The sequence below is a fragment of the Myxococcus sp. SDU36 genome (assembly GCF_030168875.1).
GTDB lineage: Bacteria > Myxococcota > Myxococcia > Myxococcales > Myxococcaceae > Myxococcus > Myxococcus vastator.
The window spans coordinates 3,193,350-3,204,732 of record NZ_CP077414.1 but is presented as its reverse complement, the minus strand read 5'-3'; the positions used below and the strand labels follow the sequence as shown (position 1 = coordinate 3,204,732).

Sequence of the window (11,383 nt, the reverse complement as noted above, 5' to 3'; positions counted from 1 at the left end):
GCGCGGGTGACGCGCGCTGGCGAAGACAGGCGGGGCTTGTTTCAGCGGCGGGACGCCTGCTGGGTGAGCTGCTGGGACGCCTCACGCACCTTGTCCTGGAGGCGGCGGAGGTTCTTCGGCCCCATCCGCAGCAGGTGCTTCTGCGCGGCCGTCAGCCCTTCGAGCTTCGGGTCGGCGTAGACGAACATCGCGCCCTTGGGGACCACCTCCACGTCACCGTCGATGACGGGGACGGCGAGCACCTGCTCGAAGGCGAGGTGGAGCGTGGCGTCGAAGGTGCTGCCGGGGCGGGCCGTCTCCTTGTGGAGGCGCTCGGCCAGGTGGCGCACGTCGCGGTAGGTGGACACCAGCACGCCCATGTCGAGCGAGCCCACCACCTTGCCCAGGACGTCGTAGCGCGCGTAGCTCTTCATTTCGATGACGAGCTTGCCGCCCTTGCGGCGCGCCTCGAAGGTGCTGGCCGGCGCGAGGAAGCTCACCGCCTCGCGGGGGCTGTCGCCGTTGGCCACGTTGCCCACGACGGTGACGAAGCGGCGCAGCAGGTCCTGCTCCTTCAGCCACGCGGCGAACTCCGGCAGGAGCGAGGCCCGGGCGAGCTTCGTGCGCAGCAGCACGTCCAGCTCCGCGGAGGAGGGCAGCGGCGGCTCCGTGCGCGACGCCACGCCAGGGTGGGAAGGCTTGGGAATCACCGCCACGGACGGGTGTGGCAGCTCCGTAGCCGACTGGCGCATCACCCACCACGTGCCCACGCCCGCGAACAGCAGCACCAGCGCCGCCACACCCACGCCCCAGTGCATCCGGTTCTGCGACTTCGTCACCACTTCAGGGTTGCTCATGCGTCATCCTCCGAGGGATGCCGCATGGAATTGCAGCCGCGATGCCAGCGGATTCGCGCCGCCGTGAAGCCGCGCGTCTCCCTCTGAGCCGCGGGCCGCCGTGTGGCCCCGCGGCCACACTCGCCTGCCTTGCGAGCGTGGCGTACCGCGCGGCATCCCGTGGCGAAGCGCCACGGGGCGCGCGGAGGGAGGCGCTACGCGCGAGGCCGGGACGCGCCCGAGTCTCCGTCCGTGGCGGCGAGGGCGGCCTCGGCCGGAGCCTCGGCCCAGCGGATGTGGAAGGTGGCCGCGGTGCCGTCGAACTCCTCGGGGATGCTCACCACCCGCCACCCTCCGCACAGCTCCACCGCGCGCGCCAGCAGGCCCGCGGAGAAGGTGGGCAGGTCCGCCAGCACGTCATTCATCCGCAGCTCCACCGAAGTGGGGCTCCGCTCGACGATTTCGACCACACTGAAGTTGTTGCCGGCGCGAAACCCCATGCCCGCGCGCAGCAGCATCCGCCGGGGCCCGGCCAGTCGGACGACGCCCAGCAGGGCCCGGCCGAAGAAGGTGCCGAAGTACGCGTCCATGAAGCGCTCGCCCAGCGAGTAGTAGGCCGCCTCGGCCGGGACGCCACCGTAGACATGGCCGGCGGCGATTCGGAGGAACTCCTTCCACTGCTCCAGCGTGTAGGCCCGCTCCAGCTTCTGGTCGAGCGCCAGCCCCGCCCGGCGCAGGTGCTCACGGCACGCCGGCGTGAGGCGGTTCTCGAGGGCGCGCACGAAGAGCGCCTCGACGGTCTGGGTGAAAACAAGCTTCTCGGAAGGAGTCATAGAGGCGCCCCGTATACACCGAGCGGGCCGTGGGATGCTTGCCTACTGGTGAATGTTCGTTCAGTGAAACTGTCCGCGAGTGTCAGTACGGCCCGCGCCACGTACTGGCTATCAGAGCGACATGTGGGTGACATGCGCAGGGTGCGTCTCCGGGTCCCAAGGCAGGGAGTGCAGTTATTCCTGTTCTATCCCATTCATGCGAGGACCTGGGAGGGGGGGCGCTCACAGGCAGGCACGAGAAGGCGATTGCGCCCTGGCGAGCCTGGCCGCAATGACGGAGGCCATGGACCCGCGCGCCCCTGGCTCCTCGAAGACGGACCCGTCCTACAACGTGCTCCACCAGCAGCGGACGCGGCTGCCGCTGGACGTCCTCTTCGCGCCGCGCAGCGTGGCCGTCGTCGGCGCCACCGAGCGGCCCGGGAGCGTGGGGCGCACGGTGCTGTGGAACCTCATCAGCAACCCGTTTGGCGGCACCGTCTACCCCATCAACCCGAAGCGGCCCAACGTGCTGGGCATCAAGGCGTGGCCGTCCCTGGGGGCCTTGCCGGAGCGGGTGGACCTGGCCATCGTCGTCACGCCCGCGCAAGCGGTGCCCGGCGTCATCCAGGAGTGCGCGGCGCTGGGCATCCGGGGCGCCATCATCCTGTCCGCGGGCTTCAAGGAGATTGGGGCGGAGGGGGAGCGCCTGGAGCGGGAGATTCTGCGCATCGCCCAGGCGGCCCAGGTGCGCATCATCGGCCCCAACTGCCTGGGGGTGATGCGCCCGCCTGGCGGCTTCAACGCGACGTTCGCTGGCGCCATGGCCCGGCCGGGCAACGTGGCCTTCATCAGCCAGAGCGGGGCGCTGCTGACGTCCATCCTCGACTGGAGCCTTCGCGAGGCGGTGGGCTTCAGCGCCTTCGTGTCGGTGGGCTCGATGCTGGACGTGGGCTGGGGCGACCTCATCGATTACCTGGCCGATGACGCGATGACGCGCTCCATCCTGCTGTACATGGAGTCCATTGGCGACGCGCGGGCCTTCCTCTCCGCGGCGCGCGAGGTGGCGCTCACCAAGCCCATCATCGTCATCAAGGCCGGACGCACGGCGCAGGCCGCTCAGGCCGCGGCGTCCCACACGGGCGCGCTGACGGGCAGCGACGAGGTGCTCAGCGCCGCCTTCCGCCGCACCGGCGTGCTGCGCGTGGACTCCATCGCGGACCTCTTCTACATGGCGGAGACGCTGGCCCGGCAGCCGCGCCCGGCGGGCCGGCGTCTCACGGTGCTCACCAACGCGGGCGGCCCCGGCGTGCTGGCCACGGACGCGCTGGTGTCGGGGGGCGGCGAGCTGGCCACGCTCAGCCCGTCCACGCTCGAGGCCCTGGACGCCTTCCTGCCGCCGCCGTGGAGCCACGGCAATCCGGTGGACATCCTGGGAGACGCGGACCCGGAGCGCTTCGCGAAGGCGCTGGAAATCACCGGAAAGGACGAAGGCAGCGACGGGCTGCTCGTCATCCTCACGCCGCAGGACATGACGGAGCCCACGCAGACGGCGGACCGCCTCAAGCCCTACGCGAAGCTGCATGGCAAGCCGGTGCTTGCCAGCTGGATGGGGGGCTCGGAGGTGGCGGCGGGGGAGCGCATCCTCAACGACGCGGGCATCCCCACCTTCGGCTATCCGGACACGGCCGCGCGCATCTTCAATTACATGTGGCGCTACGCGTACAACCTGGAGGGCTTGTATGAGACGCCCGAGCTGGCGCAGGCGGCGGGCAGCGCCCGGGACGAGGTGCGCCGGTGGGTGGAGGTGGCGCGCGCGCAGGGGCGGACGCTGCTGACGGAGTACGAGTCCAAGAAGCTGCTCGCCGCGTATGGCATCCCCACCGTGGCGACGCGGCTGGCGGTGACGGAGGACGCCGCGGTCGCGGAGGCCGCGGCCCTGGGCTTCCCCGTGGTGGTGAAGCTCCACTCGCTCACGGTGACGCACAAGTCGGACGTGGGCGGTGTGCGGCTGAACCTCCCGGACGCGGAGGCCGTGCGCGGCGCCTTCCGGGACATCCGGACGCGGCTGGAGGCGATGGGGCAGGGCAGCGCGTTCGACGGCGTCACCGTGCAGCCCATGGTGCGGCTGGACGGCTATGAGCTCATCGTGGGCAGCAGCGTGGACGCGCAGTTCGGGCCGGTGCTGCTCTTCGGCGCGGGCGGGACGCTGGTGGAGGTGTTCAAGGACAGGGCGCTGGGGCTGCCTCCGCTGACCACCACGCTGGCGCGGCGGCTGATGGAGCAGACGCGCATCTACGAGGCGCTGAAGGGCGTCCGGGGCCGCCCGCCGGTGGACCTGAAGGCGCTGGAGCAGCTCATGGTGCGCTTCAGCCAGCTGGTGGCGGAGCAGCGCTTCGTGAAGGAGGTGGACATCAACCCGCTGCTGGCCTCGCCCGAGCGGCTGCTGGCCCTGGACGCGCGCGTGGTGCTGCACCCGGCCTCGGTGACGGAGGCGGAGTTGCCCAGGCTGGCCATTGAGCCGTACCCGAGCCAATACGTGGCGCCCTTCCGGCTGCGAAGCGGCGAGGAGGTCGTGCTGCGGCCCATCCGCCCGGAGGACGAGCCGAAGATGGCGGAGTTCCACCGCACGTTGTCGGAGCAGACGGTGTTCCTGCGCTACGCGGGGCTGCTGCAGCTGAGCACGCGCGTGGCGCACGCGCGGCTGTCCCGCATCTGCTTCAACGACTACGCGCGGGAGCTGGCGCTGGTGGCGGAGCGCGAGGACGGAGAGCTGCTCGGCGTGGGGCGGCTCACGCGGCTGCGAGGCACGCGCGACGCGGAGTTCGCCATCCTCATCAGCGACCCGGCGCAGCGGCAGGGGCTGGGCGCGGAGATGCTGAAGCGGCTGGTGGACATCGGCCGGGACTGGGGCATGGAGCGCATCGTCGCGGATATCCTCGCGGGCAACCGCGCCATGCAGACCATCAGCCGGAAGCGGGGCTTCGCCATCCTCCAGCACGAGGAGCTGTCGCCGGACATGGTGAAGGCCGTGAAGGTGCTCTGACGCGCGCGGTGCCTGGCGCGCGAGGCTCCCGCAGGTGGCTCCGACTGCATGGCGCCACAGCGTGTCGCCGGGTTTGCCCGCCAGGACGCGGAAGTAGAGGGTGGCCTGGACATTCGTGCGGGCTAGGGAAGGCACGAAGCTGGGGTTGAGCGTTCGCCATGCACGTTTCCCAAGGGCCACGGGACAGCCGCGTTGTCCGAAAGCGCCCAACCGCGAAGCGCCGTCGCGCCCGGGGCCGTGGCTCCCGGGCGGACGGCTGCGCGCCCACGGCTACGGCTGCGGCTGCCAGGCGTTGTAGAGGGTGTTCTGGATGTTGGAGGCCTCCTGGAGGTGCGCCTGGACCGTCTGCCGAAGCGCCATCCACGCTTCCTTGAGCGCCGGGTTCTGCACTTGCTGCGCGAGCAGGCCGTCCCCCAGCAGGGCGGTGCCGGCGTGAGCGGAGACCTGCGCATCCATCACCGACACGTCGAAGTAAGCGTCCGGCGTGGCGCTCAACAGGTCGACGGTCTTCTGCACCGTCTGCTGGAGGTGCTGCGACACCGGGCTCTCCGCGGGCGTGATGCCCTGGGCCGTGGCCAGCTGCTCCAGGCTCTGGATGACCTCCGTGTGCATGGTGACCATGCGCGCGTTGTAGTCACGCGCCGCCGGGTCGGTGGCACGCGCCTGGCCCACCTGACTCAGCATCACCTCGCCCGCGTTGGCCACCAGGAGCACGCCCACAATCTGGCCGTCCGTGAGTGTCACCGCCTGGCCCGCGGCCGCCTGTTGTGGGCCCAGCGTGTTCTCACTGGCACTGCTCTCTCCGCAGCCGGCGAACATCACGGCCGCCCCCATCATCGCCACCCCCACCATCGCTCGTGTGATTCGCATGACTGTCGTCCCCCTCATCTGCTGTTCAGCTGAAGGTTGGGCAGTTGAAAAGCACACCGCCATGGCCGGGAAGCACGAGCCAGATGTGCGCGCGACAACGCTTCCGTGGACGGGAGGGAGGCGACGGCCGCTACTTGAAGTCGGCGGGGGACAGCCCGTGGCGGCGCAGCAGTTCGTAGAAGTCCGTGCGGTTGCGGCTGGCCATGCGCGCGGCGGCGGCCACGTTGCCCTTGGAGCGCCGCAGCACCTCGCACAGGTAGCGCCGCTCGAAGCGGTCTCTCGCCTCGCGCAGCGTCGGCAGCTCACCGGAGGCGCGCAGCAGCTCTGGCTCCTCTTCGCGCGCGGTGTCGTGCGGCGTCCGCGCGGAGGTGGGCGGGTCGAACATGCGGGCCAGGTGCTCGGAGCGCACGTCGTCCTCGGGTGCCAGCAGCACCACCGCTTCCATGGTGTTCACCAGCTCGCGCACGTTGCCCGGCCAGGAGTGGGCCTGCAGCAGCGCCAGGGCATCCGGCGCCAGCCGCGGCAGCCGCAGTCCATTGCGCGCGGCGGCCTGCTCCAGGAACCGCGTGGCCAGAATCGGGATGTCCTCGATGCGCTCGCGCAGCGGCGGCATCACGATGGGCAGCACGGCCAGCCGGTAATAGAGGTCCTCGCGGAAGCGTCGCTCCTCGACCTCTTCGCGCAAGTCTCGGTTGGTGGCCGCCACCACGCGCACGTCGGCCTCTTCCTCCGTGGCGCTGCCCACCCGCGCGAAGCGCCGCTCCTGGAGCACGCGCAGCAGCTTCACCTGCACGCGCGGCGAGGCCTCGCCCACCTCGTCCAGGAAGAGGGTGCCGCCGCGCGCCGCGCCGAACAGGCCTTCGCGCGTCTGCGTGGCGCCGGTGAAGGCGCCCCGGACATGGCCGAACAGCTCGCTCTCCAGCAGCTCCGGTGGCAGCGCGCCGCAGTTGACGGCGATGAAGGGTCCGCTGGCCCTGCGGGACAGCGCGTGCACCTGCCGCGCCGCCAGCTCCTTGCCCGTGCCGGACTCGCCCAGGACCAGCACCGTGGCCTCCGACGGGGCCACCCGGGCGATGCGGTCTCTCACCTCGGCGATGGCGGGGCTGGTGCCCAGCAGCCGCTCCGGCGTGGTGCCCGCGACGATGCGGCGCAGGTCGGCGAGCTCGCGGTGCAAGTCACTGCGCTCCGTCGCGTGCAGCAGCTTCTGGAAGAGCTCGTGGTCCTGGAAGGGCTTGGTGAGGAAGCCATACGCGCCGCGCTGCATGGCTTCCACGGCCGTTTCAATGGTGCCATGCGCGGTGAGGATGACCACCGGCAGGTCCGGCGAGCGCGCGCGCATCTGGGCCAGCACCTCCAGCCCGTCCACGCCCTCCAGCCGCAGGTCGAGCACCACCGCGTCTATCTTCTCGGACTCCAGCAGCGCCAGGCCGCGCGCCGCCGTGAGGGCGGTGGTGACCTGCATGCCCTTCGCCTCCAGGCGCAGGGAGATGAGCTCGCAGAGCTCCGCGTCGTCGTCCACCACCAACACATGTCCGCCGCGGGCCTTCATCCATCGCTCCTCTTCGTCCCCGCTTCGGGGGCGGTGCTGGCCGGAACGCCCCGGCCCAGCGGCAACACCAGCGCGAAGCGCGCGCCGGGGTTCGCGTTCTCCAGCAACAACACATCACCGCCCAGCGCCCGCATCATCCGCTGCGCCAGGGGCAGACCCAGGCCCAGCCCGTCCGCGTTCGCCGCGCCCACCGCCCGGGTGAAGAAGGGCTCGAAGACGCGCGGGCGCGCATCCTCCGGGACACCGGGGCCTTCGTCCCGCACCTCCACCCGGGCCCACGTCCCGGGCTGGCCGTCCGGGCCCTGGGACGCGAGCGTGCGGGTGACATAGATGCGCTGCCCGGGGGCGGAGACGCGCACGGCGTTCGTCATCAGGCTCACCAGCGAGCGCTCCACCAGCGCGGCATCCAGGGACGCGGGCGGCGTCGTGCCCTGGGCGATGACCACCAGCTCCGTGCCACGCTCCTCCGCCAGCTCGGACACCTCCTCGACGGCCCGTTCAATGAGGTCGTCCAGGCGGCAGCCTTCGTCCCGTCGCACGGCCTTGCCGGCCTGGACGCGCGTCAAATCCAACAGCGCGGTGACCAGCCGGATTTCCCGCTCGCAAGCCACGCGCGCCAGCTCCACCACGCGGTGCTGCTGCGTCGTCAAGGGGCCGGCGGTGCCATCCGCGAGCAGGCCAATGGCCGTCCGGAGCCGGGCCAGCGGCGTGCGCAGGTCGTGGGATGCCGACGCCACGAAGGCGTCCTTGAGCTGGTCCAGCTCGGACAGGCGGCCTCGCATGCGGTCCAGGTCCGCCCACAAATCCCGAATCTCCCGGGGGCCTGTCACTTCCGGGAGCGGCGCGAAGTTGCCGTCGCCCACCCGGTGCGCCAGCGCGGACAGCTGGCCCAGCGGCCGCGTCACGCCCTGCGCCACCCAGCGGGCAATGGCCCAGGCGGCGACGACGGCCAGCCCGCCCAGGGTGAGGCCCACCGCGATGGCGGACGAGCCGATGTCGTGCGCGCGCATCTCCCGTTGGCGGATGGCCGAGTGGAGCGCGAGCGTGGTGCTGATCCACGCGTCGGTGAGCTGCTCGGCCAGGAAGAGGCGCTCGCTGCGCAGGGCCGTGTTCTGCAGCCGTTCACAGGTGTCACCCGCGAGGATGTGCCGTGCGTACGTTTGATAGCCCTGGGCGGCGCGCAGCAGCAGCGGCTGGGTGGACGCGCCGTGGAGGGTGAGGCGGGCGTCCAGGTGGGTCAGCCGCTCCCTGAGCGTGTCGGCCGCGGCCGGCACCTCGCGGGCGCTGTGCTCACAGGCGAACAGTCCATGCCTCGCGGCGACCTCGACGCCCCAGGCCGCCTGGTGGACCGCTTCCTCCTTGATGACGCCGCCAAGCTGCTCCTCGCGGACCTCGGTGAGCAGGGACGTCATCCGCACGATGGCGACCACCGAGAAGGCGGCGGCCCCCAGCAGTGCGGCGATGAGGAGGGCATGAGAGATGAGCAGTCGGTGTGCGAGTCGCATGGGCCGGATGCACGTTGCGCGTGGGGGCGCACTCGTTCCGGAATACACCTCTACTGAGCTTGCGAACCGCGCGCAGCATTTTCGAGCGAGTGTTCGTGTTTGAAATTCCGCGTGTCGGCTTGGGCAGACAGGTGTCGGTCCGGGCGCGGCGAAGGGGCGTCGGGAGAGGCCGACAGGTGAATCAGGCTTCAGAGTGGGAAGCCGTTCGGCACGTTCCATGAAGACAGCCCGGGCATGGTCGAGACACCTACGCTCAAGACTCCCCGGGGATGGACGGACCGTCCGAGGCAGCTGTGGACGGAGTGGAAGCAGATGGTGTCCCCCCGGACGCTACCGGGTGATGCGGGCGCCGCGCTGACGGTGGCCTGTGTCGCGCTGCCGCTCAACCTCGCGCTGGCGGTGGCCTCCGGGCTTCCGCCGGAAGTGGGACTGGTGACTGGCGCGCTGGCCGGTGTGGTGGCCGCGTTGCTCGGAGGCGGCCGGCTCCAGGTGACGGGGCCGGAAGCCGCGCTCGTTCCCACCGTCCTGCTCATCGCCACCAGGCACGGCGCCGCGGGCGTCGTCGCCGCGACGCTGATGTGCGGCGCGCTGCAGCTCGTCCTGGGGTTCGCGCGCGCGGGCCGGCTGGCGCAGTGGATGCCCGCCGAGGTGACACGAGGCTTCACCGCGGGCATTGGACTGTTGCTGCTCGACAGTCAGCTTCCCCGGCTGCTCGGTGCCTCCAGAGGCGCGTCCTCTGCGCGCTCCATGGTGCTCCCGGAGCTCTGGCCCGGCTGGTCCGTGCACGGGGCCTCCGTGGTGGTGGGCGCCCTGGTGGTGGCCTGCATGCTCGCCATCCCCAAGCTCCACCGCTCCATTCCCGCGGTGCTGGTGGGCCTGGTGCTGGCCACGGCGGCGTCGCTCGCCGGCGGTCTCTCTGATGGGCTGGCGCGTGTCGGCGCGCTGCCCACGGGGCTGCCCATGCCCGTGCTGCCCTCGTTCGCGGGGTTGGACTTCGCGGCCCTGTTGCCGGACGTGCTGGCCCTCACGGTGCTGGCGTCGTTGGGCTCGCTGCTCGCGTCCCGGGCGCTCGACCAGTTGCCCGGCACGACGGACCACCGCACGGATGGGGACCAGGAGCTGGTGGCCCAGGGCTTCGCCAACACGGCGTCCGCGCTGTTCGGCGGCATGCCGGTGATGGGCGCCATCGTCCGCTCGTCCGTGTCGGTGCAGGCGGGCGCGCGCACGCGGGCCGCGTCGGTGCTGCACGCGGTGATGTTGCTGGCCGCCTGCATCCTCGCCGGTGCGCTGGTGGCCCGGATTCCCATGGCCGCGCTCGCCGCCATCCTGGTGGTCGTGGGCACCCGGCTGCTGGACTTCCGCGGGCTGCACGCGCTGTGGATGGACAACGCCGGCAAGGCCATGGTGGCGGTCGCCACCGCGCTGCTCATCGCCTCGCTGGGCTTCCTGCCGGGGTTGGCCGCGGGCGTGCTGCTCTCCCTGGCGCGCAGCTTCTTCTCGCCGCCCAAGGCCCACGTGCGCAGCCACCTGCTCCGCACCGACGGGCGCCCGCTCTTCCGCCCCCTTGGCTCCAGTGGCGAGGGTCTGGACGTACGTCCCCCCATGCAGTTGCTGCGCGTTCGCGGCGACCTGGATGTCCGCTCCGCCGCCAACCTGAGCGCGGCGCTTCAGGGTCCGCCCTGGCCGCGGCACCTGGTGCTGGATTTGTCGGACGTGAAGTACATGGACGCCGCTGGCCTGCGCACCGTGCGCGAGCTGTCGGAGGTCCTGGCGGTCCGAGGCGGCCGGGTCATCGTGGTGGGCGCGCGCGGCGGCGTCGAGGCCATGCTCCAGGAGGCCGGGACGTGGACGGGCACCGGGCCGCATGCGCTGATGTCGTCGATGAACGACGTGCTGGAGGACATCAAGCAGCAAGGGGGGCAGGCCCCCATCATCCAGACGACGCAGCCGACGACGTAGGCCGCGTCACCCTGGGCTTGAGCGCGCGGGATGGGCGGCACGGCCCGCTCATCCCGCGCGAGGGCAACGCGCGTCGCGGTGAGGTGGCGTCACAGCCCCAGCGTTCCACCGGACCGCGAGCCTCCCGGGTCGCTGCCATCGCCGGACGCGCCGTCGCCGCCACTGGCACTGTCCAGCCCACCACTTCCCGTGGCCGAGCCGTCCCCGCTGGTTCCCCCGCCGCGCAAGCCCGTGTTTCCACCCGAGCCACTGCCGCCGGAGGTGACGCCGCCGCCGTGACGGGTGCTGCTGCCGCCCCCGGTCATGCTGGTTCCGCCCGTCACGCTGTTGCCGCTCGACAGGCTGCCCCCACCGGTGGCGCTGTGGCCTCCCATGAGGCTGCCCCCACCTCCGAAGCCACCCCGGCCCGCGCCGCTGCCGCCACCGGTCCGGCTGTCGCTGTCCCGCGCGCCGCTGTCACCACCGCTCCGGCTGTCGCCAGCCGTCGGTCCGCTGCTGCTGTCACCCGTCCGACCGCCGCTGTCCCTCGGGACACTTCCGAGTGTGTCTCCGCGCGCGCTCTGGCTGCCTGTCCCGCCGTGGGTACCCGTGCCGGCGTGGCCTGGTGCCTGGGCCGACGCGGCGGCGTCAGGTCCGCCCTCGGCCACGGGAATCGTGACGGTCGGTGGACCGCCTTCCAGCCCCGCGACACCCGGGGCCTCGGCGCCGCCAGGCGCGTCCTCCGTGGGGCCCCGCTGCTGCTCACAGCCGCTCCAGAGGCAGGGCGCGGAAGCCAGGCCTCCCAGCAGCGCCGCGCGCTTGAGGCGCGTCATCTTTTTTCTGACGGTTCC

General features: G+C 71.7%; 8 protein-coding genes. 2 read left to right on the top strand and 6 right to left on the bottom strand.

Going from position 1 to position 11,383, the window contains the following annotated elements; genetic code table 11:
• Positions 1-41: 41 nt before the first annotated feature.
• Entirely contained in the window at positions 42-836 is a 795-nt protein-coding gene (locus KGD87_RS12335; RefSeq protein ID WP_284667645.1) for a DUF3014 domain-containing protein, read from the bottom strand.
• A 194-nt stretch (positions 837-1,030) separates the two neighbouring features.
• Positions 1,031-1,648, bottom strand: a complete 618-nt coding sequence (locus KGD87_RS12330; protein ID WP_284667644.1) for a DUF2378 family protein — start codon at positions 1,646-1,648, stop codon at positions 1,031-1,033.
• A gap of 283 nt (positions 1,649-1,931) precedes the next feature.
• On the opposite strand from KGD87_RS12330, the gene KGD87_RS12325 reads away from it, so the two are divergent.
• Positions 1,932-4,670, top strand: coding sequence for a bifunctional acetate--CoA ligase family protein/GNAT family N-acetyltransferase (locus KGD87_RS12325; protein WP_284667643.1), 2,739 nt, complete (start codon positions 1,932-1,934; stop codon positions 4,668-4,670).
• Between the two features lie 270 nt (positions 4,671-4,940).
• Here KGD87_RS12325 and KGD87_RS12320 read toward each other — a convergent pair whose 3' ends face one another.
• The 3 genes from KGD87_RS12320 to KGD87_RS12310 form a co-directional block, all read right to left on the bottom strand.
• The gene (locus KGD87_RS12320; protein ID WP_284667642.1) at positions 4,941-5,540 is read right to left on the bottom strand and encodes a DUF4142 domain-containing protein; all 600 of its coding nucleotides are present in this window, start codon (positions 5,538-5,540) and stop codon (positions 4,941-4,943) included.
• Between the two features lie 130 nt (positions 5,541-5,670).
• On the bottom strand, positions 5,671-7,089 hold the full coding sequence (locus tag KGD87_RS12315) for a sigma-54-dependent transcriptional regulator (RefSeq protein WP_284667641.1): 1,419 nt from the start codon (positions 7,087-7,089) through the stop codon (positions 5,671-5,673).
• Positions 7,086-8,594: a HAMP domain-containing sensor histidine kinase gene (locus tag KGD87_RS12310; RefSeq protein ID WP_284667640.1), complete on the bottom strand. Its 1,509-nt coding sequence runs from the start codon at positions 8,592-8,594 to the stop codon at positions 7,086-7,088. The genes KGD87_RS12315 and KGD87_RS12310 overlap by 4 nt, the downstream gene beginning before the upstream one ends.
• A 234-nt stretch (positions 8,595-8,828) precedes the next feature.
• Here KGD87_RS12310 and KGD87_RS12305 point away from each other — a divergent pair, with 234 nt between their 5' ends.
• Positions 8,829-10,553: a SulP family inorganic anion transporter gene (locus KGD87_RS12305; protein ID WP_284667639.1), complete on the top strand. Its 1,725-nt coding sequence runs from the start codon at positions 8,829-8,831 to the stop codon at positions 10,551-10,553.
• Positions 10,554-10,642: 89 nt separating this feature from the next.
• On the opposite strand, the gene KGD87_RS12300 is transcribed toward KGD87_RS12305, so the two are convergent.
• The gene (locus KGD87_RS12300; RefSeq protein ID WP_284667638.1) at positions 10,643-11,365 is read right to left on the bottom strand and encodes a hypothetical protein; all 723 of its coding nucleotides are present in this window, start codon (positions 11,363-11,365) and stop codon (positions 10,643-10,645) included.
• Positions 11,366-11,383: the final 18 nt, after the last annotated feature.

Coding starts and splice junctions, on each gene's coding strand:
- KGD87_RS12335 (WP_284667645.1), bottom strand. CDS start 836: ATGAGCAACCCTGAAGTGGTGACGAAGTCGCAGAACCGGATGCACTGG.
- KGD87_RS12330 (WP_284667644.1), bottom strand. CDS start 1,648: ATGACTCCTTCCGAGAAGCTTGTTTTCACCCAGACCGTCGAGGCGCTC.
- KGD87_RS12325 (WP_284667643.1), top strand. CDS start 1,932: ATGGACCCGCGCGCCCCTGGCTCCTCGAAGACGGACCCGTCCTACAAC.
- KGD87_RS12320 (WP_284667642.1), bottom strand. CDS start 5,540: ATGCGAATCACACGAGCGATGGTGGGGGTGGCGATGATGGGGGCGGCC.
- KGD87_RS12315 (WP_284667641.1), bottom strand. CDS start 7,089: ATGAAGGCCCGCGGCGGACATGTGTTGGTGGTGGACGACGACGCGGAG.
- KGD87_RS12310 (WP_284667640.1), bottom strand. CDS start 8,594: ATGCGACTCGCACACCGACTGCTCATCTCTCATGCCCTCCTCATCGCC.
- KGD87_RS12305 (WP_284667639.1), top strand. CDS start 8,829: ATGGTCGAGACACCTACGCTCAAGACTCCCCGGGGATGGACGGACCGT.
- KGD87_RS12300 (WP_284667638.1), bottom strand. CDS start 11,365: ATGACGCGCCTCAAGCGCGCGGCGCTGCTGGGAGGCCTGGCTTCCGCG.